At 40.6% G+C, this 25,797-nt stretch carries 24 protein-coding genes; 14 read left to right on the top strand and 10 right to left on the bottom strand.

The genetic code is table 11. From position 1 onward, the window contains the following. Nucleotides 1-28 precede the first annotated feature (28 nt). From KDW99_RS15905 to KDW99_RS15895, 3 genes are read left to right on the top strand one after another with little or no spacing between them, the layout of a single operon-like run. The gene (locus KDW99_RS15905) at nucleotides 29-808 is read left to right on the top strand and encodes a TatD family hydrolase (protein ID WP_255826080.1); all 780 of its coding nucleotides are present in this window, start codon (nucleotides 29-31) and stop codon (nucleotides 806-808) included. Beyond that, nucleotides 805-1,683, top strand: a complete 879-nt coding sequence (locus KDW99_RS15900; RefSeq protein ID WP_255826078.1) for an SDR family oxidoreductase — start codon at nucleotides 805-807, stop codon at nucleotides 1,681-1,683. Before KDW99_RS15905 ends, KDW99_RS15900 begins: the two co-directional genes overlap by 4 nt. Nucleotides 1,684-1,719: 36 nt before the next feature. After that, on the top strand, nucleotides 1,720-2,136 hold the full coding sequence (locus KDW99_RS15895; protein WP_255826077.1) for a hypothetical protein: 417 nt from the start codon (nucleotides 1,720-1,722) through the stop codon (nucleotides 2,134-2,136). Between the two features lie 11 nt (nucleotides 2,137-2,147). Here KDW99_RS15895 and KDW99_RS15890 read toward each other — a convergent pair whose 3' ends face one another. Both KDW99_RS15890 and KDW99_RS15885 read right to left on the bottom strand, forming a co-directional pair. Further along, nucleotides 2,148-3,026 (bottom strand): hypothetical protein, encoded by an 879-nt coding sequence (locus KDW99_RS15890; RefSeq protein WP_255826076.1) that lies wholly within the window; start codon nucleotides 3,024-3,026, stop codon nucleotides 2,148-2,150. A 33-nt stretch (nucleotides 3,027-3,059) separates the two neighbouring features. Then, on the bottom strand, nucleotides 3,060-3,599 hold the full coding sequence (locus tag KDW99_RS15885; RefSeq protein WP_255826075.1) for a YceI family protein: 540 nt from the start codon (nucleotides 3,597-3,599) through the stop codon (nucleotides 3,060-3,062). A 137-nt stretch (nucleotides 3,600-3,736) separates the two neighbouring features. Between KDW99_RS15885 and KDW99_RS15880 the strand changes: the two genes are divergently transcribed. After that, nucleotides 3,737-4,633, top strand: a complete 897-nt coding sequence (locus KDW99_RS15880) for a LysR family transcriptional regulator (protein WP_255826074.1) — start codon at nucleotides 3,737-3,739, stop codon at nucleotides 4,631-4,633. Between the two features lie 38 nt (nucleotides 4,634-4,671). On the opposite strand, the gene KDW99_RS15875 is transcribed toward KDW99_RS15880, so the two are convergent. The 3 genes from KDW99_RS15875 to KDW99_RS15865 form a co-directional block, all read right to left on the bottom strand. Beyond that, a complete protein-coding gene (locus KDW99_RS15875; RefSeq protein ID WP_255826072.1) occupies nucleotides 4,672-6,588 on the bottom strand; it encodes a beta-ketoacyl synthase in 1,917 nt (638 codons plus the stop codon). A gap of 150 nt (nucleotides 6,589-6,738) precedes the next feature. Further along, nucleotides 6,739-7,608: a glucosaminidase domain-containing protein gene (locus KDW99_RS15870; RefSeq protein ID WP_255826071.1), complete on the bottom strand. Its 870-nt coding sequence runs from the start codon at nucleotides 7,606-7,608 to the stop codon at nucleotides 6,739-6,741. Nucleotides 7,609-7,786: 178 nt separating this feature from the next. Continuing rightward, nucleotides 7,787-8,758: a glutathione S-transferase family protein gene (locus tag KDW99_RS15865; RefSeq protein ID WP_255826070.1), complete on the bottom strand. Its 972-nt coding sequence runs from the start codon at nucleotides 8,756-8,758 to the stop codon at nucleotides 7,787-7,789. A gap of 110 nt (nucleotides 8,759-8,868) precedes the next feature. Between KDW99_RS15865 and KDW99_RS15860 the strand changes: the two genes are divergently transcribed. From KDW99_RS15860 to KDW99_RS15850, 3 genes are all read left to right on the top strand, one after another. Next, nucleotides 8,869-10,023 (top strand): GGDEF domain-containing protein, encoded by a 1,155-nt coding sequence (locus KDW99_RS15860; RefSeq protein WP_255826069.1) that lies wholly within the window; start codon nucleotides 8,869-8,871, stop codon nucleotides 10,021-10,023. A gap of 458 nt (nucleotides 10,024-10,481) precedes the next feature. Beyond that, nucleotides 10,482-11,123: a TetR/AcrR family transcriptional regulator gene (locus KDW99_RS15855; protein ID WP_255826068.1), complete on the top strand. Its 642-nt coding sequence runs from the start codon at nucleotides 10,482-10,484 to the stop codon at nucleotides 11,121-11,123. 27 nt (nucleotides 11,124-11,150) lie between these two features. Beyond that, entirely contained in the window at nucleotides 11,151-11,771 is a 621-nt protein-coding gene (locus KDW99_RS15850; RefSeq protein ID WP_255826067.1) for a LysE family translocator, read from the top strand. 89 nt (nucleotides 11,772-11,860) lie between these two features. On the opposite strand, the gene upp is transcribed toward KDW99_RS15850, so the two are convergent. Next, nucleotides 11,861-12,517 (bottom strand): uracil phosphoribosyltransferase, encoded by a 657-nt coding sequence (gene upp / locus KDW99_RS15845; protein ID WP_255826066.1) that lies wholly within the window; start codon nucleotides 12,515-12,517, stop codon nucleotides 11,861-11,863. Between the two features lie 291 nt (nucleotides 12,518-12,808). On the opposite strand from upp, the gene lon reads away from it, so the two are divergent. Continuing rightward, a complete protein-coding gene (gene lon / locus KDW99_RS15840; protein ID WP_255826065.1) occupies nucleotides 12,809-15,244 on the top strand; it encodes an endopeptidase La in 2,436 nt (811 codons plus the stop codon). A gap of 149 nt (nucleotides 15,245-15,393) precedes the next feature. Beyond that, nucleotides 15,394-16,773 (top strand): MATE family efflux transporter, encoded by a 1,380-nt coding sequence (locus KDW99_RS15835; RefSeq protein ID WP_255826064.1) that lies wholly within the window; start codon nucleotides 15,394-15,396, stop codon nucleotides 16,771-16,773. Between the two features lie 13 nt (nucleotides 16,774-16,786). On the opposite strand, the gene KDW99_RS15830 is transcribed toward KDW99_RS15835, so the two are convergent. Continuing rightward, on the bottom strand, nucleotides 16,787-17,551 hold the full coding sequence (locus tag KDW99_RS15830) for a TlyA family RNA methyltransferase (protein ID WP_255826063.1): 765 nt from the start codon (nucleotides 17,549-17,551) through the stop codon (nucleotides 16,787-16,789). A 120-nt stretch (nucleotides 17,552-17,671) separates the two neighbouring features. Between KDW99_RS15830 and KDW99_RS15825 the strand changes: the two genes are divergently transcribed. Then, nucleotides 17,672-18,508: a sulfurtransferase gene (locus KDW99_RS15825; RefSeq protein WP_255826062.1), complete on the top strand. Its 837-nt coding sequence runs from the start codon at nucleotides 17,672-17,674 to the stop codon at nucleotides 18,506-18,508. 73 nt (nucleotides 18,509-18,581) lie between these two features. On the opposite strand, the gene KDW99_RS15820 is transcribed toward KDW99_RS15825, so the two are convergent. Further along, a complete protein-coding gene (locus tag KDW99_RS15820; protein WP_114410435.1) occupies nucleotides 18,582-18,899 on the bottom strand; it encodes a hypothetical protein in 318 nt (105 codons plus the stop codon). A gap of 168 nt (nucleotides 18,900-19,067) precedes the next feature. On the opposite strand from KDW99_RS15820, the gene KDW99_RS15815 reads away from it, so the two are divergent. The 4 genes from KDW99_RS15815 to KDW99_RS15800 are packed head-to-tail and all read left to right on the top strand — an operon-like array spanning nucleotide 19,068 to nucleotide 23,627. Further along, nucleotides 19,068-20,237 carry a nucleotide sugar dehydrogenase gene (locus KDW99_RS15815; protein ID WP_255826061.1) on the top strand — a complete coding sequence of 390 codons (1,170 nt, stop codon included), beginning with the start codon at nucleotides 19,068-19,070 and terminating at the stop codon, nucleotides 20,235-20,237. Nucleotides 20,238-20,261: 24 nt separating this feature from the next. Next, entirely contained in the window at nucleotides 20,262-22,103 is a 1,842-nt protein-coding gene (locus tag KDW99_RS15810; RefSeq protein ID WP_255826060.1) for a DUF3413 domain-containing protein, read from the top strand. Nucleotides 22,104-22,127: 24 nt separating this feature from the next. Continuing rightward, the gene (locus KDW99_RS15805) at nucleotides 22,128-23,195 is read left to right on the top strand and encodes a CDP-glycerol glycerophosphotransferase family protein (protein ID WP_255826059.1); all 1,068 of its coding nucleotides are present in this window, start codon (nucleotides 22,128-22,130) and stop codon (nucleotides 23,193-23,195) included. An 18-nt stretch (nucleotides 23,196-23,213) separates the two neighbouring features. Next, complete coding sequence (locus KDW99_RS15800) at nucleotides 23,214-23,627, top strand: adenylyltransferase/cytidyltransferase family protein (RefSeq protein WP_255826058.1); 414 nt, start codon at nucleotides 23,214-23,216, stop codon at nucleotides 23,625-23,627. A 107-nt stretch (nucleotides 23,628-23,734) separates the two neighbouring features. Here the strand turns inward: KDW99_RS15800 and KDW99_RS15795 are convergent, their stop codons facing one another. Together KDW99_RS15795 and KDW99_RS15790 are read right to left on the bottom strand one after the other, a co-directional pair. Continuing rightward, nucleotides 23,735-24,550 (bottom strand): glycosyltransferase family 2 protein, encoded by an 816-nt coding sequence (locus KDW99_RS15795; protein ID WP_255826057.1) that lies wholly within the window; start codon nucleotides 24,548-24,550, stop codon nucleotides 23,735-23,737. A gap of 67 nt (nucleotides 24,551-24,617) precedes the next feature. Next, nucleotides 24,618-25,769 (bottom strand): AGE family epimerase/isomerase, encoded by a 1,152-nt coding sequence (locus KDW99_RS15790; RefSeq protein ID WP_255826056.1) that lies wholly within the window; start codon nucleotides 25,767-25,769, stop codon nucleotides 24,618-24,620. Between the last annotated feature and the right edge of the window lie 28 nt (nucleotides 25,770-25,797).

The raw sequence follows: 25,797 nt of genomic DNA, 5'->3' as shown, positions 1-25,797 counted from the left end.
AGTGTATAAATAATGTAATCTTTTGTGTATGTTTATTGATAGCCATTGCCATTTAGATTTCGATGTGTTTGACGAGCAGCGTGACTCGTTAATGCAGCGCTGTCGAGAAAATAAAGTGGGCGGCTTTTTGGTGCCTGCGACGACCTTTTCTAGTTGGTCAAAGCTAGAAAGATTGAGTAAGCGTTATCCTGAATGGCGTGCTGCCTATGGTTTACATCCTTATTTTTTAAAAGAGTCTTTGCTAGAGCAGATCGATTTTCTCGCTGAACAGTGTGATTCGCGTAGAGTAGTTGCGGTGGGGGAAATAGGGTTAGATTGTTGGCCTAGTTCTGTCGATATGAAAATTCAGTTAGAGTTCTTCTCTCGCCAGCTAAAAATTGCTAAATCATTGAAAATACCAGTTATTTTGCATGCTAGAAAAAGTTATGATTTGGTGTTTAAGTGCCTTCGAGAGGTGGGGTTTAGTGATGGCGGCATTGTTCATGCCTTTAATGGCAGTCTTGAACAAGCTAAGCGATTTATAGATCAGGGTTTTGTATTAGGAATTGGCGGTACAGTGACGTATCCGAGGGCTAAAAAAGCTCATAGGGTATTGGCGGCACTTAGTGATAGTGCGTTTGTCCTTGAAACAGATTCACCTGATATGCCACTACATGGTTATCAGGGGCAAAATAATACGCCACTTTCTATTCCTCTTATTGCCCATTCTGTTGCCGCGATAAGGAGGGAGAGCGTGGAGCAGATAGCAGTGCAGACATATGATAACCTATTAAGGGTTTTTCCTAAGTGGAACGAGGACTTGCTTTGAATAACACACAAGATATTAATGCCCCGATTCGTATTCTTCTTTTGGGAAGTGGGACAGAAGTCGGTTCGTCATTGTTGCTGCTTTCTGAAGCAAAAACTGAATTTGAATGGCTGTGTCCAGAAGAGTCGCTTTTGCTAGATGTTGAAAGAAGAGCAGAGTTAGATGATATGCAGTTTGACGTGATTGTTGATGCGTTAAGTTTGCGCTATGCACTACAAAGTGATTATGGGAAATTTCAATCTACTTTACGCTATTTGAGCGAACAAGCTGGTGCGCCATTAATTATGATTAGTAGTGCTAGAGTATTTTCAGGCAATAAAGACGCCGCTTATGCCGAGACGGATGTGCCAGATAGTTTAGAGCCTTATGCAAAGGCTTTAATTGAAGCTGAGTCTGTTGTATTGAGTAGCCCTAATAATATTGTGTTAAGAACAGGGTGGCTATTTAGTGGCAAAGGAGATGATTTTGTCTGTAGGACACTTGGTTTGATTCAGGATGGCGTTAATCTTGCTTACAAAGATGACCTAATTGGCAGTCCGACACCTGTATCTGATTTGGTCAGGGTGATTTTATCCATGGTTAACCAAGGGCATTATGGTGCTCAAAATAAAGGTGTTTACCATTATTGTTGTGCAGAAGAAATTAGCTGGATTCGACTGGTTGAGGCAATTCTAGCCACTTCTAGCCAGTTTGATCCGAAAGCACAAGTAGAGGTGGAGGCAATTGGCGATTCGTTTCCAGAAGTACAAGAAGCCTCTACTATGAAGCGACAGTCTTTATCTTGCCGAAAGATCTTTAATCATTTTGGGATAAAGCAGCGTCCATGGCGTTCAAAATTAAGAAGCTTAGTGAAAGAATTATACCAAGCTAGTTAATGACCAACCTTTGGTCGATATTGAATAGGAGATGATGTGTACAAAATAAATCATAAAGCTGTTGTGTTGGCTTTTGTCTTTCAAATTGTTGCTGGAGTAGCTTGGTATGCTTCGACACCTTTGTCATTCTTAGAGCGTTCTGCTCTGGAGGATATGGCTAAGCAACCTACTGTTGGCGTGGTTTTATTGTTCGCATTAGCATCTTTTGTATATTTGTATTGTACAGCTTGGCTTTTGGTTAGAATTAAGGGCTTGTCTGGTTTTGGACGATTTTTTATAGTCATTGGGATATGGCTATTCATTGTTGTACCTAACCAGATTTTTGTCTTTATTAACCTTCATTTGAATAATTTGGACATATTGTATCTGCTGTCATATGGTGCTGCTAGCAGCGCCATAGCGGCAATTGTGTTGCCATTATGGCGCTCATCAAGGTCTATCTTTAAAGATTAGACATCTTTCAATCAATATAAACTGCTTTCTGGCCAAACTAGCCATAGGCTTAAGCCGCTAATGATGGTGCTGATTACAATTTGAGCCAAAATGATGTAGATGCTTTGTTTACTGCTTAATTTGTTTCCTAATGCCGTTGCTAGCGGTGTTACAAAGCAGCCTGCAGTGAGCATTAGCATGACGCTTAACGGAATGTCGGCGAGAATGTGGCTTTGCGTAATTAGTCCGCCGATTATTAAAAGGGCAGGGATACTTGAATTACTTTTATTAGTGTTTAGGAAGTAATTAACAATTATGTAACCGAATAGGGCCGCTCCCAGTGCACCTAATAATTGCCCTATCAGTAAGCTTCCACCAATTGATATAACAGGGGCTGACGCTCCTGCAGAAATCATCAATCCTATTGGTAAAAGTAACGGAGAGATTCTGCTTTCGTTGCTTGTTTCTAATTCAACTGAACCTTGTGCTTTTCCTTGTATCACAAGTAGGTATATCAGTGTGATAAATGCGCAACCAGCTGCCCAGCTTAGGCTAATAACAGTCCCTGAGTGCTTTAATACAGGGTTTAGTAAAAAGTAAAATGACAAGCCGCATAGAACAAAAAAAGTGCTTAAACGCAGTGCTGTTGACTTAATTAGGGCTAAGCAAAATATTGCTGCTATGCCGATTAGTGCTGTGACGCTGTAATAGTCTATTGCCTGTTTGGGTGGGAAACTCAAGCCTGAATGAATCAGGCTGAGTCCGACAATAAAGCCACCAAGGTAACCAAGGTAAGAGGATGCACGTAACAATTTGCCAGCAACAATGCTGACTATTAGTGCGGCGAGAAAGGGGTAAACTGCCGTATGTAATAGCATTAAAAGAGTAGAGTTGCTGGCTTCTTCGTACATGATCGCTTTCCTTGGTGCTTTTTTCTAAATTGATTACTGGCGAATGCCTTCCACGTAGACTTCAATTTCTGTTTTATCTGTTACGCCAGGGATAAAGTAAGTTACGCCAAAATCACTGCGTTGAATAACGGTTGTTGCTTCAAAACCTGCGCGGTAACCTCCCCATGGATCTTTGCCTTCCCCGATCTTTTTAACATCGAAGCTAACTGGCTTTGTTATGCCGTGTATTGTCAGGTCTCCAGTTAACGTATCGCCCTCAAACTTAGTGCTGTTGAATGTCAACGTAGGAAATTGTTTAACATCTAAAAAATCTGGACTACGAAGATGTTTGTCGCGGGCATCATGGTTAGTGTCGATGCTGTCCGCTTTGATTGTTAGTGAAGCGCTGCCTGATTTTCCGTCTTCAGCGTATTCAAAGTTGCCTTCGAATTCATTAAAGCGACCAACTGTTGTGCTCACACCCAAATGACCGACTTTAAATACAACTCCAGAGTGAGCTGGATCAATTTTGTAATCTGCTGCCATCGTTAGGCTTGATGCAAGCATTAATGCACTGATAGTAATTGCTTTCATTTTAGATTCCTTTATTAGATTTAAAGATGTAGCTAGTTTAAATTGTTTCTTTTGATAAATAATCAGCCCAAAAAACAATTCAATATTCACTAAAAAGAAATGATAATAGGGGAACTTTTTATTTTTCAGGTGAGTGAATGGATAAGCTGCAAGCAATGAAGGTATTTTGCCGTGTTTATGAGGCGGAGAGCTTTAAATTAGCCAGTGACTCTTTAGGCATTTCTCGGCCAATGGTAACTCGTTATATAAATTCCATAGAGGAAGAATTAGGGACTAAACTCTTGCAGCGAAATACACGCAATATCAGTATTACTCATGCTGGGCGTAAGTATTATCAACACTGTGTTGCGATTCTTGATGCGATTGAGGAAGCAGAAAGTGAAATAGGTGACTTAACACAAAAGCCAAAAGGGCTTTTGAAAATAAGTGTGCCTATGGATTTCGGTCTATCGTATGTTGTGCCATTATTAGATGATTTTAGCCGTATATACCCTGAAATTGAGTTGGATGTGGATTTCAGTGATAAGCGTGTTGATATGACTGAATCTGGTGTGGATATAGCCATCCGAGGTGGTGATTTAGGTGGAGATCAGTTCGTCGCACGTCCTTTGTGTTATTCCAAAGGGTACGTGTGTGCGTCGCCTGAATACATTGCAAAGCATGGCGGCCTTGATTGCATCGATAATTTAGCTGACCACTCCTGTCTTTTATACAGCAACGCGCTGTCGCCAAATCGCTGGACCTTGACGAATGACAAAGGTATCTCTCAGACAATGTCTGTTTCTGGATCTTTTGTTGTCAATAATGGTGGGGCTTTGACACGCTTTGCTTTAGCTGGTTTAGGAATAATTTATCAGCCTGACTTTTTGCTAGCTAAATACATTGCCTCAGGTGAATTGGTGAACTTATTGCCTCACTATCAAGGCTACGAAATATGCTTTTATGCTATCTACCCGCAGCGCAAACTGATGTCTAGGAAGACTCGATTATTATTGGATTTTTTACAAGAAAGGCTGGCCAATACAAAATTTTAATCATGTATTAGTCAGCCTTTTTGGTCTGGTTATAGCAATTATTTTAAATCGCTAAACTCATTTTCTATATTAAGATTTACCGGCATATCGTAACCAGGCAAGCGGATTTCTTGATCACTGATATCGAGTTCTTCACCGCCTAACACGTTAAACCCAAACTTATAGATAGGAAGGGTTTCACCGCGAATGGCGGATTGGTTGTATTCTTCTGCTGTCGCAATAATATCAACGTTTTTCGCTTGGTAAGTACTCATTTGCTCTGCGCTATAACGTTTTTTCAGCATTTTCATAGTTTGCAGTGGAGATAGCAAAACGGCTGTAGCATTGTTGCCACCGAAACCTTTTGAGTTTAGTAGTGCTGCATCAAAATAGTCTTTTCCGTAGGCTTCGTGTTTAAGTTGGAACTTTAAGCCTTCTTGATAAACATCATCGGCAACAGCGTGTGATGTTGTGATCCCAGGCAGGATGCCATCTTTCCATACCCCTAAGGATAGGTGAAGTTGATCACCACCTGCCGTACCTTGGGAGTGTCCAAGGAAAGCTTTCATTGCTACAACGGGCATTTCAGTTGCGCCAAAACTTGTTGCTGCTTTGCTTAGTACATGAGATTCGGTAATGCGGTTTTGTGGCGTGCTTGTACCATGTGCTTGAATGAAAGTACGTTGTGTTAAGCCGTCATTGCCTATTATGTTTTGCAGGTAGGCCATGGCTTTACTCATGGTCAAATAGTTGCCGATTCCTGGAGCTGATATGGATTTTTTATGGCCATCTGCGTGAGAGAAAACGGCAGGAATAGCACCAAATATTTCTGCACCTAGTTCAATGGCAAGCTCATCATCCATAAGAAGAGTCCATTGACTAGACTCACCAATGGTAAAACCGCAGTTTTGAGCAAATGGTCGACAACTACGAGTGTGATCTGGTTCTTCTTGGTTTGTTATTTGGTCGAGAGCGAGTAAGGCGGTATCTTCAGCTAATGCCCCCATCGTTCTAAAACCTTCGATAATTTCAGGGGTGATCGGAGCATCGCTGCCACCAACCATGGCGACACGAAATTTCCCTGTTTTGATGCCATCTATGGCTTTTTCTAGGTTAAAAAAATACGTTGCACAGGCGCCAATTGCGGTTCCGACATTGCCGACACTGCCTAAAAGATAAGCGTTTACAAAGTCTGCGGGCATTTGAGCATAGCCAAGAGGCAAGTGTTTTGATGTTGTACGCTTTCCCATTAGAGCGGACTTGAGCATACCGCCAAAGCCTAAGTCGTCCATTTGACCAATTGAGTTGGCTGCGTATACCGCCATTTGATCTGGAGCAACTTTACTGCGAATCGTTTCCCAATCAATACCACTACTTTTTAAAGCGTCTGACGCACCATAAACTGTCATTTGTAAACCGCGAGGGTGGTTTCTGCTTTGGTATAGTTTAGATGGATCGAAACCGGTAGGTAGTTGCCCTGCTGCCTTTACAGAGAGCGCACGAGTGTCTTTTATGAAGGCTTCTAAATTACCATCAACCACGACTTCGCTTAGGTTGTCTGAAAGCTCGGTTACCTGCCAGTTCGTTGGTCGATCATTTGGAAGAGAGCGTGTTTTTATTGTAAAGCTAAGTTTTTCTTCGCTTTTGTTGGATTGCAAAGTGGTGGATTTGTGCAAAATGACACGGTCAACGTCAAATAAACTAGGGTGGATGCGACGAATCAAAGTGCGAGCAAGAAGAGATTCTCCAATGCTGTCGACAAGTGCGGCAGCGTCTAGGGTTTCTCCACCATTGGTGTACCAGAGGCCGTTTTTGTGTTCAGCCATATTCGTAATAGTGGCAAGATCGAGTAAAACATCCTGCTGGATTGTGCTTGGAAGAAGATCAAAGACAATGCGGCGATATGCTTGATGTGACGAAGTACGACCAGCCGAATTGATTCCGCCAAAGCCAACAATAACAGGTAAACGGGCCAATTGAATTTCCTCGTTTGATGAGTGGGTGAAATATTACGGTATTGTAATGAAGGGGGTGGCGCTTAGCCACCCCACATAAAGTAATTTCGTAACAATAAATTGCATTTTATTACATTTATCTTGGTTTTCGTTTGGATAAAGCGCCAGTGACTATTGTGCCTCTGGTTTAGGTTGAGTTCTATTGAAACGCCATAGCTTGTTGTAATTGATCAAGCCTTCAATTTCTTCTATATAGGCTTGGCCGCGTTCAGAGTAGTGCTCCAAGCCATGCACAAGAGCCAGGCCGGTGACGATTTCTTTATTTTGACGCAATTGCGCGCGGGTAGCTCTGAGCTTTTTATAGGCTCCATTGGTATTTAGGTTGTCAATATAGGCAAAAACAGATTCGCGAGCGTCATTGAATTTTTGAACTTCATGATCGGCGTCCTCGTTTCTGGATTCTGGTACTAAACCGCAGCCTTTCCTAAAGCACCATTGACCAAAATAATTACTGCCTTGAGTTGCGAATCGAGAGGTTCCCCAGGCTGATTCGTTTGCAGCTTGTGCTAAAACGAGTGATACTGGGATGATATCTAGGCGATTAAGTAAGGCTTTAATATCGTCTTTTGTATAGCTTTCAAGTTTTTTCAGTTTATGGTTTTGACGAAGGGTCGAAATCCATTTTTTGTTTTTTGCTGAAAGTTTTTTATTGCTGTTAAGTAGGATACTTAAGCGGTCGCGATCTTTTAAAATGAGACTGTTTTTTTCATTTACAAAAGGCATTAGATAATTAAAAAAAGCCTTTTTACGTTCTTGGATATCTGTTATTGCCAAAAAGTCTGGCGTTTCGGTTTGAATTGGATGGGATTTGAAATAGTTTTTTTCATCTGATGTGGCTTCGCCTAACTCTTCTTGAGAAGAGCTAGGATCAGATAGATAGCCCTGATATATATCATTTAGTTCACTTTTAAATGGTCCTGTCTTGACCCACAAAATAAAAATCAGTGCAAAAGAGATTATCCAAAGAATTTTCTTTTCCATAAAAACCACAAGTCTCAAGTATTTATATTTTTAGTTGGCGTTGGGTTATAAGTAATAGCTAACTAAGGAGGCGTAAATAAAAAAAGTGAACCAATTATCCTTAAAAACGGTTCACTTTAATAGACTTTAGCTCAGGCTTCTTGAATTTGCCTTAATTCCTTTTTAAGTTAATTGATGTTTAAGGAAATAATTTGGCTGGGCCTACGGGAACAACTTGAGTTGGGTTGATTGTTTTGTGGCTGTAGTAATAATGTCGCTTGATGTGCTGTAAGTTTACGGTGCCAGAAATGTTGGGTACGTCGTAAAGTTTTTTCAAATAAGCATTAAGGTGAGGGTAGTCTAAGATTCGCTTAAGGTTACACTTAAAATGACCAAAGTAGACCGCATCAAAACGAATCAGCGTGGTAAAAAGACGCCAGTCTGCTTCTGTTTGTGCCTCTCCTAATAAATAAGTACGAGTCGTTAATCTTTCTTCTAAAAAATCCAGGGTATCAAAAAGTGGCATTAGTGCTTCTTCGTAGGCGTCTTGGGTCGTCGCAAAGCCACATTTATAGACGCCGTTGTTGACTGTGTTATAGATGCGCTCATTTAATTGGTCAATATCGTTGGCTTTGTTTTCTGGATAGAAATCTAACGTATTTCCTGTCATTTCATTAAATGCACGATTGAAAATGCGGATAATTTCTGAAGATTCGTTAGATACAATGGTTTGGCGCTCTTTGTCCCATAAAATGGGGACGGTTACTCTACCGCTGTAATTTGGCTTGGATTTTGTGTACAGCTGATAAGCAAAATTGAACTGGTGTAATGGATCTCCAATATCAATATTAGGGTCTTTAAATTTATCATCTTGCTTAAATTCCCAGCCATTTTCTAGCATGTCTGGATGCACGCAGCTAATACTTATGATGTCTTCTAATTGTTTTAATTTAATAAAAACCAACGCTCTGTGTGCCCATGGGCAGGCAAGTGAAACATACAGGTGGTAGCGTCCTGCTTGTGCGGGGAAATGACTTGGGTCACTGGATTGGTATTCGCTATCTGGGTAGATCCAGTTTCTGAACTCTGACTCGCTGCGAACAAACTTTCCTTTGCTTGCTTTGGTGTCATACCACTGATCGACCCATTGACCATCTACAAGTAATCCCATTGTTTTTTCCTCTAATTTAGGTTCAGAGTTATTATTAATGAAATTGAATCGTTTTCGGGGCAATATATTGGTCGTATTTAATCGAATGATTCGATGGGTTTGTTATCTTTATGTCTGAACGTCTGAGTTCATTGTTGGTTCCATGTTTTATTTTGCTAGTTAGCATCTATGCTAGTTTGTATGTCGGTTTGCTGCCACCTTTGTGGTTCAGCTTGCTACCATTGCTTCCCCTTATTTTTGCTGGTATCGCAATTTTATTGGCTTGGCACTTTAATAAAGGTCGAGTGCTGATTCTTGTTTTGCTCTTGTTGATTCCAAAGCTATATGGAGACTCAGATCAAGCTGCATCATTGACGGCTTACTTGGTTGTGACTTGCTTCTGCATTGCTTTGTTGGGGTTTGTACCTGAGCGTGGTTTTTTCAATCGCTTTGCTGTAAATCGTATTTTATTTGTCTTGATGCTTGTCTGCTGGTGCTATGCCATTGAGCGCAACTGGGTGTCTTTTGCATTTCTAGATCATGCAGTTTTAAGTAGCAGGGTAAGCTGGTCGACTGTTTTATTGTGGTGTGTTTTGTTTATTAGCACTTCGGCCATTGGTTTTGCATGGTGGTTAAGTGGCGACACATTTCGAGCAAGCGGCCTGGTTAGTATTGTTAGTTTGCTGATTGCTAGTCAGTTTGTTTCTTCTGATATTCAGTTTGATGCTCTGCTATCCGCACAATTTTTATTATGGATTTGGTTCTTACTGATGGAAAGCCATCGTATGGCTTATTTAGATGACATGACCAAGTTGCCAGGTAGGCGTGCTTTGAATGAACAACTTGTTGGGCTGTCTAAGCACTATGCCATTGCTATGATTGATGTCGATCATTTCAAAAAATTTAATGACACTTATGGTCATGATATGGGCGATAAAGTGTTGCAAAGTGTTGCCTCTCAGTTAAAGCAATTTTCCAGTCCAGGTAAGGCCTTTCGTTTTGGTGGTGAAGAATTCACTATTGTATTTCGAGGGAAGCGTGTTGGTGATGCTGAAGAGGTTTTAGAGTTGATTCGTGAAAGTATTGAATCTGCTTTGGTCGACGTGTTTGATCCTAAAAAGAAGCAAGAGATAGCTGTTAACGTGACCGCTAGCGTCGGTGTGGCTTTTGCTGCTATTGGTGAGTCCCCAGATTCTGTCTTAAAACGGGCGGATGAAGCTTTATATCAGTCGAAGAAAAAAGGAAGAAATCGCGTTTCTAAGTCACCATCCCCTAAAAATACTTAAAGTCTCAAAATAACTGACCGATCGATCAGTTTTTTTGCTCTCATCTATTGCACTGCTGATTCACCTGTCTATAATCTATTACTAGATTACATCAAAGGTCGTATTCGCTTGTTTGAAAGTGGTAGGGTCTTTTCGGTTTACTGATTTAGTAACCGGGCGGTAGATATTAGGTTATCGCCGCTGTACAAAAACATTGAGGGTCGTGATTGATATGATTGCGCCTTGATCACAGAGCCAACGTGGTGTAGCAGTTAGCCTAATGACGAATGCCTATAGTCATTAACGTCTCTGCTGCGAGGGGAAATGGGGAGCTTCGGCTCCCTTTTTTTATGGAAATTTTTCTTAAGGCTTCGTGCCTATTGTAAAGAATGATATTCTTCGGGCATATCGCACAGGATGGTAAGCCGATATAAAAATACTTCCCCCTTTAGTTATGTTGTGATCAGCGAGGCCAATCCTTGAGCGAAGTTAAACGACCAAAAGACCAATTGAAAGCGCATATTCGTGCTCAAAACCAAACCCTTATTTTAGAGACCTCAGAGCGTGTTTTTGCTCGACAAGGCTTGGCTAAGACAACGACTCAAATGATTGCTGATGAGGCGGGTTTGCCGAAAGCAAATGTTCATTATTATTACCGCTCAAAAAAAGATTTATTAGAAGCCGTCTTAGAGCGTATTCTTCGTCTTTGGTTAGACTCTGTCAGCGAATTTAACGCTGAAGAAGGGCCGAAGCTTAATCTGTCCCGTTATATTAGTGAAAAAATAGACCAATCGCGCACGAATAAGAATGCGTCAAAGATTTTTGCAATGGCTTTAATTGGCGAAGAAACCTTCGTCTTAGATTACCTTAGAAGTCTTTTTGTTACTGAGCTAAGTCGTGAAAAAGCAACGATTCAGGTATGGGTTGATAAAGGCCTAATGCAGCCAGTTTCAACAGAGCATCTCTTTATTAGTATTTGGGCAATGACCCAGACTTATGCTGATTTTGATGCTCAAGTAAAGATTATGCTGCAGAAAGATGAGCTTGAAGAAAATGACTATGAAGAGGCAAAGCAATTTATTACTCGCATGGTATTAGCGGGTTGTGGTGTTGTTGAGTGATTGTTGGTAATTAGCGGAGAGCTAAGTATGACGTTAGAAAGTGGAATCACGTTTTTTATCGCTATTTTTATTTTTGGCATTACCCCAGGTCCTGGGATTTTTGCCATTTTGGCGAGAAGTATTGCTAAAGGCGCGCGCGCCAGTTTCTCTCTATGCCTTGGTATGGTAATGAGTGACATCGCTTATTTGGTCATGGCGTGTTATGGATTAGCGGCAATAGCGTCGGCTTGGGAAGAGGTGTTTTTAGTTATACGTTACGCTGGTGCTGCATACCTTATTTATCTGGGTTGGAAAATGTGGAAGGCTCCTGTCTCTTCTGTTCCCACAGACGGTCATTTGCAAGAGAGAAATAACGAGATGGCGAGCTTTGTCCAAGGCTTTATGATTTCTTCTTCTAACCCAAAAGTGATACTTTTCTATATCGCTTTTTTACCGACATTTATGGATCTAACCGTTTTAAGTGCGTCGGATATTGTGTTAGCTGCGTTTCTTACTTTTGTTGCCTTGTTACTGGGGTTAACGATTATTTCAGTGGGCGCTTCTCAGGCTAGGCGTTTCATGAAGTCAGAGCGTTCTATGAAAACATTGAATAAGACAGCTGGTGGAATAATGGCAAGCGCAGGGGCTTTTCTTGCATTAAAGGGTTAGTCTTTAATCTATAAATCTTGCTGTCTTTTAATAAAAAAACCGTCTCTTGATGTCATCAAGAGACGGTTTTTTATAGATTTATAATAGTATTAGCGTGTGCCGTAAATGCGGTCGCCAGCATCACCAACGCCTGGGCGTATGTAAGCATGCTCATCAAGACCGCGGTCAATTGAGCCAATATACATAGCAACGTCTGGATGCGCTTCTTTAAATGCTTGAATCCCTTCAGGTGCAGCAAATAGACAGATGAAACGAATGTCTGTTGCGCCCATCTCTTTCATCTTTTCGATGGCCATAATCGCTGAGTTACCAGTAGCCAGCATTGGATCAACCACAATAATGGTTCGCTCATTTACTGAATGTGGCATTTTCAAGTAGTACTCAACAGGCTGCTTTGTTTCTGGATCACGATACAAACCAACGTGACCAACTCGAGCACTAGGCGATAGTTTCAGTACACCCTCAGCAAGCCCATTGCCCGCTCTCATTATCGTAACGATACAAAGCTTCTTACCCTTTAGTACAGGGCACATGGCTTTTTCTAAGGGGGTTTCGATTTCAATATCCATGGTTTCTAGGTCACGTGTTGCTTCGTAGCCAATAAGCGTACCTAGTTCTTCTACTAGCATACGAAATTCACGAGTGCTGGTGTTTTTATCGCGAAGACTGGTTAACTTGTGTTTAACAAAAGGGTGTTTGATCACAAATATATCGTTGTAAGCCTTAAGGAGTTCATCGCGGGTCATTAGCCTTTCCTTTTTTTGTAACTCTGAGTCGAGAGTGTGAAATCGTGCAAATTATATCTTTTTCATGGGCCTATAATAACACTAAGTCCGAATAGGCCAAATAACTAATCTTGTCCAATGAGTTAGTTTGTTTCATCAAGTGAGCAAGCATTTGGGAAAATGGCTTAGAGCATTGTTTTCGGCAATATCGTCATTACATAAGATATATCAAAAGCAAAAGCTTATAAGAAATAGCACAGATATTTTAAGTGCCATTTATTACAAACACATAGATATATTGAGAAGTTGATTATGAGTGATGGCGAACAATACTTAGATGCGCAAGAAGACCAAGTTGAAGTAGCGGAAGAGGAAGTTGTTATAAGTGATCCGAAAGGCTTGGCTCTTCCTGACGATGTGTTGCCTGAAACACTGTTTGTTCTACCGATATCAAGCCGCCCATTTTTCCCTGCGCAGGTTCAACCGGTTATGGTGGATGCTGAGCAGTGGGAAGATACGTTAGAGCGAATTGCAGAACATCCTCAAGCCGTTGTAGGTTTGGTTTATGCCGATAAAAAAACGAAAAATACGCCCTCTGTGGATGAGTTTCGTTCAATTGGCTGTGTCGCAAGAGTTCATAAAGCTGAGAAGCAAAACGATAAATTGACCTTTCTAGCCCAAGGTGTGAAACGCTTTGAGGTAATAGAATGGCTTAGTGAAGAGGCGCCTTACTTAGCTCGTGTTCGTTATATTAATGATGTGAAATCGAATGATGACGAGTCGAAGGCTTATTCCATTGCCATTTTAGATGCGATTAAAGAGTTGATTCGTTTGAACCCTTTGTTTAGCGAAGATTTAAGGCAATATCTAGGGCGATTCTCTTTTAATGAATCGGGCTTATTAGCCGACTTTGCGGCTTCTATTACCTCCGCTGATGTAGAAGATTTATACAATGTGTTGGCAACGGTCCCAGTCAATGCGCGTATGCATTTGGCGCTAACCTTGCTAAGAAAAGAACTGGAAATTGCGCGATTGCAGAACGAAATTAGTGCTGAAGTAAACGATAAAATTGGCAAGCACCAGCGTGATTTCTTTCTTAAAGAGCAGTTGAAAATCATCCAGAAAGAGCTTGGGATTTCGAAAGACGATCGCACTTCTGATGTTGAAACATTTGAGGCTCGATTAGAGGGTAAAACCTTACCTAAATCGGTGGATGATAAAATTCAAGAAGAGCTACATAAGCTCAGCATTCTTGAAACTGGTTCTCCTGAGTATGGCGTGACGCGTAATTATTTGGATTGGGCGACGTCTTTACCTTGGGGAGTGCATTCGAAAGATAACTTAGATATTAAATTAGCCCGTGAGGTGCTTGAATCTCATCATGCGGGTCTTGGTGACATAAAAGACCGCATTGTTGAGTTCTTAGCGTTGGGAGCGCACCGTGGCGAAATGGGCGGTAGTATTCTGTTGCTGGTTGGCCCGCCAGGTGTTGGTAAAACATCCATTGGTAAATCGATTGCTGAGTCTTTGAATCGTAAGTTCTATCGCTTTAGTCTTGGCGGTATGCGAGATGAAGCGGAAATCAAAGGCCATCGACGTACCTATATCGGTGCTTTGCCGGGTAAATTTGTGCAAGCATTGAAAGACGTTGAGGTTGAAAACCCTGTCATCATGTTGGATGAGATCGATAAAATTGGTTCTTCTTTTCAAGGTGACCCTGCGTCTTCCTTATTGGAGGCCCTTGATCCAGAGCAAAACGTTGAGTTCCTTGATCACTATTTAGATATGCGCATTGATTTGTCGAAGGCGCTGTTTATTTGTACGGCAAACCAGCTAGATACAATTCCAGCGCCTTTGTTAGATCGAATGGATGTCATTCGTTTGTCTGGTTATATTGGCGATGAAAAACTGGCAATTGCTAAGCAGCATTTATGGCCGAAATTGCTGAAGAAAAACAAACTGCTGAAGAAACAATTGAACATTACCGATGCTGCGTTGCGTCATATTATCGAGCATTATGCCCGCGAGGCTGGGGTTCGTGGCCTAGATAAATTGCTGCAAAAGATTTTGCGTAAGAGTGTAGTTGAGCTAATGACGGGAGAAAAAGAGCACATTAATGTTGGCGTGAAAGACGTTGAAACATTACTGGGTATGCCTTATTTCCGACCTGAAAAAACATTGCAAGGTGTCGGTGTGGTGACAGGCTTAGCTTGGACTTCTATGGGTGGTGCGACCTTGCCGATTGAAGCGAATAAAGTCCATGAACTGACGCGCGGATTGAAGCTCACTGGTAAACTTGGTGACGTAATGAAGGAATCGGCAGAAATTGCGTATTCTTATGTTTTCTCCCACACGAAAAGCTATCAAAAGACCCCAGAGTTTTTTGATAAGAGTCTAGTGCATTTGCATGTACCTGAAGGGGCAACACCGAAAGATGGGCCTAGCGCTGGTATTTCTATGGCAACAGCACTGTTGTCCTTGGCGAAAGGGGAACCCGTTCGTCGAGGTTTGGCAATGACAGGGGAGTTAACACTGACCGGGCAAGTGCTGGCTGTAGGTGGGATTCGAGAGAAAATTATCGCTGCTAAGCGTAGTAAAATTAGTGAAGTGATTCTGCCTGAACCAAACCGTCGTGATTTCGAGGAATTACCTGAATCAGTGAAAGAGGGGATGACCGCTCATTTTGCCGAGCGTTTTGCCGATGTTGAAAAAGTTGTCTTTAATCGATCAAATACTCATCTTCATTAGGTTATCCACAATGTAAGCATTTTCTCGAATCGTCATACATGAGAAAATACCGAACCGGACAAGTGTAAGCTTGCCCGGTTTTTTATTTTATGGCGCGTTTTTTTACGTTTTTTGTTAGATGCTTAATGCGTCATTTGTAGGGGAAGTAAATGCCTGGTCCGGCCAAGCTTACAGAAGGTTCGACTTTTAAACATGTTGTTAGCATGTCTGCCACCGGAGCGTTTGGGCTGATGTGTATGTTTTTGGTTGATTTAGTCGATATGCTTTTCCTCTCTATGTTAGGGGAAAAAGAAGCTGTTGCCGCTGTAGGGTTTGCCAGCACCATCATGTTTTTCACTATATCATTGAGTATCGCTGTTTCTATTGCTGCAACTGCCTTGGTATCAAGAGCGGTGGGAGAGGGACAAATCGAGCTGGCCAAGCGCCGTGCAGTGAATGTATTGGCATTTGGCATTTTCTTTTCAACCGGTGTTGTCTGGTTTTTATGGCCTAATATTCCGCACATTCTTTTGTATATTGGTGCTACAGGTCGAACGCTTGATTTGGCAACAGGTTATTTGCAGATTTTAGTGATAGGCATGCCCGCTGTGATGATTGGCATGATTGGCTCTGGCATTATGCGAGCGTTAGGTGATGCCCGACGTGCTATGTACGCGACCATGGTTGGCGGTTTAGTGAATGCATTATTGGATCCTATTTTCATTTTTGCTTTCGGTTTAGGTGTTCAAGGTGCGGCTATTGCTTCTTTGATTGCACGCTTTTCTATGGTTGCTGTGTCCTATTATGGCGTAGTTCATATCCATAGAATGTTGGGTGAATTCGATTTGATGGATTTCTTTAAAGACGTAAAATCGATTTCCATGATCGCCATTCCTGCTATGCTAACCAATATGTCTTCTCCGTTGGCGAACGCCATTGTGATGGCGCATACTGCGTCGTTTGGCGATGACGCCGTTGCCGCTGTGGCTGTTATTGGTCGCATTATCCCTGTGGTATTTGGTGGAATATTTGCTTTGTCTGGTGCTGTTGGGCCTATTTTAGGACAAAATTATGGCGCAGGGCGTTTTGATAGAATGCACAGTGCGATGAGTAGTGCTGTGGTTTATGCTTTCGGGTATTGCTTGGTGTTGTGCTTTTGCCTTTATCAAATGCAGGATTGGCTGGTGTCTGTGTTTCATGCTTCCCAAGGTACTGCAGATATGATTCGTTTTTTTGCTACTTTTGCATCGTTTAGCTTTTTCTTTCAAAGTTTATTGTTTATTGCGATTGCTGTTTTTAACAATCTTGGCAAGCCTTTGAATAGCACGTTATTAAACTTTGGTCGCGCGACGTTAGGAACGTGGCCGCTTATTACTATTTTTTCTCTCTTTATGGGAGCTGAGGGAATACTTTTCGGGCAAGCCATTGGGTCGGTTATCTTCGGTTGTTTAGGTTTTTATCTGGCCAGAAACTATATTACTGAGCTTGAAGAGAAAGAAGCCCGTGATATATTGCCTGCTAATAATCACAGTTATGAAGAGATAATGTAAAAGACGTTCTGTCTTAAGCGTCTTTTTTTGTTGCCCAAAGTAAAAACTCTTGGTTGCCATCTCCGCCTTTTATTGGGCTTTCAATATAGCATTTCACTTCAAAACCGAGCTCTTTGACAAAGACTTGTATGTCCTGTTCTAGCTGTTTCACTCGTTGCTTGTCTTTTACTATTCCTCCTTTTCCGATGAACTCCTTGCCGACTTCAAACTGAGGTTTTACTAACGTAATCAGGTGTCCTGCTTTATTTAGTAAACTGGGCAGTTGTGACAAAATCTTGGTCTGAGAGATAAAAGAAACATCCATAACGACTAGATCAAAGCCGTTTTCTGGAAAGTGCTCATTTAGATCGTCAGCACTTAGGTTTCTAGCATTGATACCTTCCAAGCAAGTTATATTATGATGGCCTCGTAAGCGAGGATCCAGCTGGTCATGTCCTACTTCAACGCCCACAACATGGGCAGCGCCGTATTGAATGGCACAGTCGCTAAAGCCTCCGGTAGATTGGCCGATATCTAATACAAGGAAACCATCGATATTTAGTTTTGTATGAAGTAGAGCGCCTTCAAGTTTCAAAGCACCACGGGAAACGTATTTGTCGGCTTCGTCTGAGGTGATCTTTAGCTCAATATCTGATGGTAGTTTTAAGCTAGGTTTGGCTGCGGTTATCCATTGCTGGTTTTGTTTGTATGAGACTCGTCCTTCACTGATAAAGGTTTGTGCTTGAGAGCGAGATTTAACAAGGCCTTGCTCGGTAAGGATTAGGTCAATACGTAACATAGAAAACTCAGCAGTAAGATAATTGTCGCGAATATTAGCAAAAAATGAATAATCAAAGTAGATTTAAAAGTTACAGAATAGGTCTTGTTGCAACCATTGGTGATTGTCTGAGGAAAGCCTGTGCTATTAAAAACACTAATTAATACAAATGAACTAGCCCTTCTGCTTGGGCAGCCAAACGTGGTTGTTTTAGACAGTCGGTTCTATTTGACCGATCATGCTAAAGGTAAGTCAGAATATGATAAAGGCCACATTCCTGGCGCTATCTTTGTGGATGTTCATCAAGAGCTTGCAGGGCCTGAGACGGAACTGACTGGCCGACACCCTTTGCCCGATGACGTTGTTTTTTCAGAGCAATTGAAGGCTTGGGGGATAGATTCTAATACGCACGTTATTGTGTATGACGATATGGGGGGGGCAATTGCTGCGCGAGCTTGGTGGATGCTAAGTCAACAAGATATTCATGTTCGTGTTTTAAATGGTGGTTTTCCTGAATGGTTAAAGCAAAGGCAAGATGTATCATTGGCGTTCGTTACGCCGACAGCCACACCTAATAATATTGAGGTTTCGTTTCCTTGGGCGATTAGTGAACAAGCGATAGTTGAGAACTTTGAGACCAATCAATTTCAGCTAGTGGATGCTAGAGCCTCAGATCGCTTTAATGGCGAAAATGAAACTATGGATCCCGTTGCTGGGCATATTCCTGGTGCCATTAATCGTCCTTTTTCAGATAATCTAGATGAAAATGGCTGCTTTAAGCCTGCCGAGCAATTGCATGTGGAGTGGCAAGATTGGTTGTCTAATAACAGTGATGCTTATGTATATTATTGCGGATCTGGAGTAACCGCTTGTCACAATGTTTTGGCCTTAAACCATGCCGGAATAGAAGCTAGGCAAGTTTATGTTGGATCGTGGAGTCAATGGTCAAAAAGGATGCTGCGAGCGACGGCTTTGTAGAATAGCGACTTTTTATTTGTATATAAAACCGCTCCCTCTTAGATATAGGGGGAACGGTTTAGATACAATTTAGTTATTTTGGTATGGCTCCAGCCATGAAAATTTGTACTTGTTGGTGTGTTTCCCCCCAGATATGCGATTTAACGGCATGTAAGAAATGTTCTGCCTCTTTTAGGGTTACGATTCCATCCATTAATTTGATGCCAATCCCCTCTTGAGTAAAGAAAAAATGCCAAGTGTGCTTATCAATGACAGCTTCACCTTCACCATTGTTGTAGCTCACTTGTTGGAAGGAATAGTCACTCGGGATAAAGCAGGAAAGCTCCTGTCCTGAGGCGCCATAGTTAAGATCAGGGATATAGCCTTGACGGTCGACCAGTTCAAACTTCATATAGAACTCCTTGTTTTTTATTAATATTAGCTGTGGTGTTCTTTATTTGCTGTGTTTCTTAATGTAATTCATAAAAAAGACATGTTTTGGCATTTTTAATTACGGTACAAACTGTAAAATAGCCTCTTTTCAACACAAACTCTATCTTTAAAGTAAAGGATCAAGCGAATGAAAATAGCAGTGGCAGGAACAGGGTATGTTGGCATTTCTAATGCTTTGCTATTGGCGAAGTGCAATCATGTTGTTGCATTGGATATTTTGGCTGCCAAAGTTGATATGCTCAATAAAAAGCAATCACCTATTGAAGACCATGATATAGAGCGCTATCTAGTTGAAGAAAAACTGAACTTTGTTGCAACGTTAGATAAAGAAGAGGCTTATCTAGGTGCAGATTATGTCATCATTGCAACGCCTACAGATTATGATCCAGAAACGAATTATTTCAATACGAGCCATGTCGAATCCGTCATTCAGGATGTGATTCGTATTAATCCAAATGCTGTCATGGTGGTGAAATCTACTGTCCCTGTTGGTTTTACTAAATCTGCGAGCGAGCGTTTTTCTACTAATAATCTTTTGTTTTCACCTGAGTTCTTACGTGAAGGTAAAGCTCTACATGACAACTTATACCCTTCACGTATTATCGTTGGTGAAGTTTCTGATCGAGCACGAGTGTTTGCCGACTTGCTTGTTCAAGGAGCTGAAAAGTCAAATATAGAGGTATTGCTAACAGGGTCTACTGAAGCTGAGGCAATTAAGCTGTTTGCTAACACTTACTTGGCGATGCGTGTTGCATTTTTCAATGAGTTAGACAGTTATGCTGAATCTCATCATTTAGATAGTCGTCAAATTATTCAAGGCGTGGGGCTTGATCCACGCATTGGTAATCACTATAACAATCCGTCATTTGGCTATGGTGGGTACTGCTTACCAAAAGATACCAAGCAGTTGCTTGCTAACTATGACAAGGTACCGAACAACTTGGTACGGGCAATTGTTGACGCCAATTCAACGCGTAAAGATTTTGTCGCTGAATCTATCTTAAAAGATAACCCTAAAGTTGTGGGAATTTATCGTCTAGTGATGAAAGTAGATTCAGATAATTTCCGAGCATCGGCCATTCAAGGAGTCATGAAGCGTATAAAGGCCAAAGGAGTGGAAGTGGTTGTGTATGAGCCAGCACTTCATGAAGATGACTTTTTCAACTCGAAAGTCATTAAAAACTTAGAAGATTTTAAAGCAATATCTGATGTGATTGTAGCGAATAGAATAACGGATGATATGTTAGATGTGAAAGACAAAGTGTATACACGTGACTTATTTGGCGTAGATTCTTAATTGTTGTTTGTTTAAGGTTATTGCATGAAGTATAAAAATAAACTGTCTATTTATGCAGACTTTTTAGTAATAAATATTCTGTTCTCTATCGCTATTGCGGTCCGGTATTTTTTCTTTATGCCTGAGCTTCCAAGTGGAGTATTGGGTCCTGTATTTGTTGTATCTAGTCTTATTGGCCAAATGTCTCTTTTAGGAGGTTTGATTGGTGTTATTGGTTGGGTGACAACACTGCTTCCGCAACGAGCTTTCTTTTTCTTATCGAGTTTTTTAGCTTCACTTATGTTATCGATTTTAGTTATCGATACCTTTGTTTTTTCACAGTATCGATTCCACATTAATGAAGTGGTTTTAAAGCTTGTATTGTCTGGCGATGTTGTCGATTTTTCGTTTTTAACTTGGTTAATCGCTGTTCTGTCTTTTTTAGTGATGTTACTAATCGAGTTTATGATCCTGCTTCGCTTGAAAAAGCGTATTACACAAAATAAACCGATAAGAAAAAAAGCATTCGTGGCTATTTTTATAGTGTCTTTTTTAACGTTCAATTTTGTTCATATTTGGGCTGCAGCAAACGCTTATCAACCTGTACAGATCGTGAAAAACTACTTGCCACTTTTTCAGCCTGCTACAGCTAATGGCTTAATGCAGAGGTATGGCTGGATCGATGAGGAGGCTCTAGCAAAGCAAAGGGCGATGTCAATTAAAGTAAGTAGCGATTTGCATTACCCTTTATCAGAACTGAATTATTCCAAGGTTGATAAACCGGTCAATATTGTCTTTTTAGTAATAGATTCATGGCGCTATGACACGTTTAATATCGAGAACACACCTCATTTGTGGTCGTTTGCACAGAATGGAGTTGTCTTTGAACAGCATTTTTCTACAGGTAATTCTACTAGAACTGGTATCTTTGGCTTGTTTTATGGCATGCCAGGTACGTATTGGCACAATATGCTGACGAATGGACGTTCACCTATTTTGATGGATAGATTGCAAGAGTTAGATTATCAAATTGGTGTCTTTGCGTCGGCATCTTTAATGGATCCTGAATTTAACCGCACCGTCTTTTCCAACGTTCAGGATGTGAGATTAAGATCGACCGGTGACTCTCCTTCAAAAAGAGATGAGAACCTGACAGCGGACTGGTTAGAATGGTATCAGAGCAGAGATACAACTAGGCCAAATTTTTCGTTTCTTTTTTATGATGCGCCTCATGGTTATGATTTCCCAAGTGACTATCCGAAACGCTACGAACCAATGCTTAACGATATCAATTATTTAGCATTAGATAACGATATGGATCCGGAACCTTTCTTTAACCGTTATAAAACGAGTGTCCACTTTGTTGATGACCTTTCTAAGACAGTTTTAGATGCTATAGAAAGATCTGGAGAATTAGATAATACACTTGTTGTTATTACAGGAGATCATGGTCAGGAGTTTAACGATAATAGATTAAATTACTGGGGGCATAATGGTAATTTTACGCCTGCTCAGACTCATGTACCTTTCGCTATAATTGGGCCTAAGTTCTCTGCCGATGATTCGATGTCGATTGATAAACTGTCGACACATGAGGACGTCGTTCCTACATTGATGAAGCATTATCTAGGTGGTAGGGATATTAAGTCCGCTGATTATTCAACAGGCATGGACTTACTGGATGAAGAAGCAGAAGGGCGAGACTGGCTAATAAGTTCTAGTTATTCTAGTTATGCCATGATTACAAAGGATAGTATTCTTGAGGTTGGGGCCAGTGGTCAGTATCAGTATTTAGATTTATCTAACCGTATGAAAAAAAATGAAGAGCCAAATTTTCTTTATTTAAAAGATGTTTTAGAGCATCTGAGCCGGTTTAAAAAGAAATAAGCTTTGATTGAGAGATTAAAAAATATGAAAGTAATATTTGATACTAAAAGCTTATATTATTTGCCACAATATCTACCTGTTAATAAAGAGTTGAATGCGATTGGTATTACTACGATATTTGTTTTTTATGAAGGTATCCATGACTCTATTATTAAACAGTTGGCTTTAGACAGTGACCTCTATTCTATATGGGTTAAGAATGAAGAAGAAGCTGTTGATTTTTATGAAAAAGAGCAGGCTGATTGGGTGTTTTTTGCCAATTCTTTCCCTTACCTTGATAGAGTGCATCAGGTTTCTAAATCCGCACAATTAGGCCATGGAATTGGCCCCAAGGCTAGCTACTACAGTAAGTCTAGGCATTCAATGAGTGTCAGGTTTGTTGAGGGGGACTACCGCAAGAAGCGCTTAGAAAGTATGTTTCCTGATGATGAATTTGTGGACGTTGGTTTTTGTAAAATGGATCCCATTTTGAATGGTGAACTATCTAAAGACGACTTGCTCAAACGATATGGCCTTAACAAGCAACGGTTAACTATTTTGTATGCGCCAACCTTTTATCCTAGCAGTATTGAAAAATTCCCCAAGGACTGGCCAGCTGATTTTCAGGGCTATAATGTTATTATTAAGCCTCACTATTTTTCAATTAGTAAGAAGCAGTATAGTAAACAACTAGGTCTTTTAAACAGGTGGTCTAAATTTGAAAATGTCTACTTAGCTAAAACTGAAGATTATTCACTGTTACCATTTTTAGAGGTGGCTGATGTACTTGTTAGTGATGCTTCTTCAGCACTGTTTGAATTTGCGTTGCTTAATAAACCTGTGATTTGGTGCGATTTTTTGAAGTTGAGATGGAATTATCGCGGCATTTTTTCATACAAGTTTAAGCGACGTATGGACCAAGATTATGGGGATTATGCTGCAATTGCAGTTCATTCTAAAAAATACCAAGATCTTAAGCGTTTGGTAGAAGAGCAGTTAGAAAACCCTAAAGAGCTAGAGTCAATTAGATTGGAGCTATCTGAGAAATTAGCTGGAAAGCTGGACGGGTGCTCGAGTAAGAGAATTGTTGAGTACTTAACGAAAAAAATATAATGATTTTTTAGGTTTTATATGAAGAAAATAGGTTATACCACAGGTGTTTTTGATTTGTTTCATATCGGGCATTTGAACGTTCTGAAAAGAGCGAAATTAGAATGTGATTATTTAATCGTAGGTGTCTCAACTGACGAATTGTGTATGGAAGCAAAAAATAAGAAGCCTGTTATTCCATTTCAAGAGCGCATGGAAATTGTTGAGGCTATTAAGTTTGTCGATGAGGTAGTACCGCAAGTTAACTACGATAAGGAAGAGGCTTGGAACAATCTAAAATTTGACAAAATGTTTGTTGGTGATGATTGGAAGGGAAGTGATAAGTGGAATAAACTAGAAGAAGACTTTAAAAAGCTAAATGTCGAAATACATTATTTTTCATATACTTCTCATACCTCAAGCACCAAGCTGAGAGAGATTTTAGATAAAATCTGAGTGTATTGAGGCTTTTGTATGCTTAAAGTGAACGCTATTTTAGGATTTTAAATGAAAAAGGGCTCAAAATGTGAGCCCTTTGAAGTTCAAAGTGACAATGTGATTTTTTATTTGTGACTATCTAACCCAACTCTCGCTTTTATAACCTTGTTTTTCTTTGTGTCTTGTCTTATTGCTTTGCTATTTGCAAGCATTTCAGGGGTAATGTATCCGCGTTTGTGGTCTAAGTGTACACACACCGCAGAGTATCTAATCCGTTTGGCTTTTAGACCATTGTTAACAAGGCGGTCGCCAAATTCACAATCTTGTCCACCGTATTGCATAGTTTCTTCAAAGCCATTCACGGCCAAAATATGTTTTTTGTAACAAGAAGCGCTGTGTCCATTCCACGTTGGGCGGGCTGGGCTTATTTTATTTAGAAATGAAGCCCAAGCTCCAGACGCAGTTAGTTTCATTGTTTTATGTGTTTTCTTTAACCCCATGCTAACCAACCAGTCCACATCAAATGCTTTTTGAGAGACAACGTCTTCTTTCGTGATTGCTTGGCTTATATCCATTGGTAGCTTGAAGTAACCACCAGATAAGTATGTGTTAGGCTCAGAAAGTCTCAAGTGCTGCTCAACAAAATCTTTTCTTGGGATGCAATCGCCATCGGTAAAAATAAGGTATTCGCCTTCAGAGGCAATAATGGCTTTGTTTAAGATTCGGCATTTCTGAAAGCCATCATCTTCTTGCCACACATGCTTAATAGGGATAGCTGTTTCCCCTTTCATTCTTTCGATAAGATCGCGTGTATCTTCTCTTGACCCATCATCGGCAATGACTATTTCAAAGTCTTTGGCTGTTTGTTCGAAAAATCCCCAAAGGACTTTCTCTAACCAAGCTGGTGAGTTATAGGTTGTAAAGACTATGCTAGTTTTCATTAGTAGGCCTAATTCTGTATTTTGATTATATATAACTTTAATAATAATTTAGATTTTAAACGACATTTCAATAACGGCTAATGCTCGTGACAGGGAGCTTTTCAGACCATCTTAGCACCTCTGTAACCCCTAGAAAAATATGGTAACTACTTGTACCGGGTAGTGGGTATGTTTTGGGGCTATTGTCTGCATTAAGGTACTCATTCCAACGTCCATTTGGTAGGAAGTAGTGTTGTTGAACAAATTCTAATGCGGTTTCCAAACGATGGATTTTCTCTTCTTTGCCTAGAGGCATAACCGTAATGGCTTTTAAGTATTCTGTTATCGGCCAAATACGTTTTTCTTTATCGATTGGTAGGTATGTCTCGCTGTCTATCTGATTATAAACCCCACCATTATTTGCAAGTCCATGTCTGGTTGCTGTTAACCATAGCTGTTGTGCTAAGTCAGTATAGTCAGTGTTGGGGGTGATTTTATTTGCTTGATAGAGTAACCATACCCACTCGAGGTGGTGGCCGGGCTCGACTTGATGGCCTGTTTGAGGATCAAGACTCCAGTCAGCACTAAAAAATTCACGCAGAGTCTTGGTTTCTTTGTGATAAAAATGCGCTAGCGCAATGGAAAGTAGGTCCTTGATAGCCTTTTTGTAGTCTTCATCTTGAGTGGCTTCGAAAGCTGCAACATAACCTTCTAATAGATGCATATGTGGATTTTGACGACGAATTTGTTTGTCATCAACTGGATAAGATTCATAAAAACCACCAGACTCGGCTTGCATATTGTCTAGTAAAAATTGATGCGTTTTTTTCATGTACTGGAGCGCGCGCTCATCATTTGTTGCTTTGTAATAATGGCTGAAAGCCAACAATACGAAGGCGATAGCATACGCGTCTGATTGTTTATCCTTGACGGTTAAATCATCATTTAATGAAAATATCCACCGCTCTTCAAGAAAATAATGAGAGATGATGAAGTCAAAAAGTGGTGTTAACAGAACTTGCCACTCAGGAGTAGCTTTTATTTGGCAAGCATGGCTGAAAGTATAGAGTTGTCGGCATTGTGTTAATAGCCGAATTCGACCCACTGGGTTATTTTCCCATTTATGGGTCATACTTTCATAACTGAAACCAAGCTCTTTGTGTATGCCATAGATTGACCAGTTTTGTAATAACTGTTCAAAGACAAATGACCGGCAGATAGCAAGAGCTGTGTTCAACATGAGGTAAATAGCCTTATTTCATGTGATA

The sequence above is a fragment of the Marinomonas rhizomae genome (assembly GCF_024397855.1).
In the GTDB taxonomy this organism is placed as follows: Bacteria; Pseudomonadota; Gammaproteobacteria; order Pseudomonadales; family Marinomonadaceae; genus Marinomonas; species Marinomonas rhizomae_A.
This window is presented reverse-complemented; position numbering and strand designations above follow the sequence as displayed.

Bases quoted from the DNA above. Each gene is read 5' to 3' on its own strand.
- KDW99_RS15905 (WP_255826080.1), top strand. From the start codon at position 29: ATGTTTATTGATAGCCATTGCCATTTAGATTTCGATGTGTTTGACGAG.
- KDW99_RS15890 (WP_255826076.1), bottom strand. From the start codon at position 3,026: ATGTACGAAGAAGCCAGCAACTCTACTCTTTTAATGCTATTACATACG.
- KDW99_RS15885 (WP_255826075.1), bottom strand. From the start codon at position 3,599: ATGAAAGCAATTACTATCAGTGCATTAATGCTTGCATCAAGCCTAACG.
- KDW99_RS15880 (WP_255826074.1), top strand. From the start codon at position 3,737: ATGGATAAGCTGCAAGCAATGAAGGTATTTTGCCGTGTTTATGAGGCG.
- KDW99_RS15870 (WP_255826071.1), bottom strand. From the start codon at position 7,608: ATGGAAAAGAAAATTCTTTGGATAATCTCTTTTGCACTGATTTTTATT.
- KDW99_RS15865 (WP_255826070.1), bottom strand. From the start codon at position 8,758: ATGGGATTACTTGTAGATGGTCAATGGGTCGATCAGTGGTATGACACC.
- KDW99_RS15860 (WP_255826069.1), top strand. From the start codon at position 8,869: ATGTCTGAACGTCTGAGTTCATTGTTGGTTCCATGTTTTATTTTGCTA.
- KDW99_RS15850 (WP_255826067.1), top strand. From the start codon at position 11,151: ATGACGTTAGAAAGTGGAATCACGTTTTTTATCGCTATTTTTATTTTT.
- upp (WP_255826066.1), bottom strand. From the start codon at position 12,517: ATGACCCGCGATGAACTCCTTAAGGCTTACAACGATATATTTGTGATC.
- lon (WP_255826065.1), top strand. From the start codon at position 12,809: ATGAGTGATGGCGAACAATACTTAGATGCGCAAGAAGACCAAGTTGAA.
- KDW99_RS15835 (WP_255826064.1), top strand. From the start codon at position 15,394: ATGCCTGGTCCGGCCAAGCTTACAGAAGGTTCGACTTTTAAACATGTT.
- KDW99_RS15830 (WP_255826063.1), bottom strand. From the start codon at position 17,551: ATGTTACGTATTGACCTAATCCTTACCGAGCAAGGCCTTGTTAAATCT.
- KDW99_RS15820 (WP_114410435.1), bottom strand. From the start codon at position 18,899: ATGAAGTTTGAACTGGTCGACCGTCAAGGCTATATCCCTGATCTTAAC.
- KDW99_RS15815 (WP_255826061.1), top strand. From the start codon at position 19,068: ATGAAAATAGCAGTGGCAGGAACAGGGTATGTTGGCATTTCTAATGCT.
- KDW99_RS15810 (WP_255826060.1), top strand. From the start codon at position 20,262: ATGAAGTATAAAAATAAACTGTCTATTTATGCAGACTTTTTAGTAATA.
- KDW99_RS15805 (WP_255826059.1), top strand. From the start codon at position 22,128: ATGAAAGTAATATTTGATACTAAAAGCTTATATTATTTGCCACAATAT.
- KDW99_RS15800 (WP_255826058.1), top strand. From the start codon at position 23,214: ATGAAGAAAATAGGTTATACCACAGGTGTTTTTGATTTGTTTCATATC.
- KDW99_RS15795 (WP_255826057.1), bottom strand. From the start codon at position 24,550: ATGAAAACTAGCATAGTCTTTACAACCTATAACTCACCAGCTTGGTTA.
- KDW99_RS15790 (WP_255826056.1), bottom strand. From the start codon at position 25,769: ATGTTGAACACAGCTCTTGCTATCTGCCGGTCATTTGTCTTTGAACAG.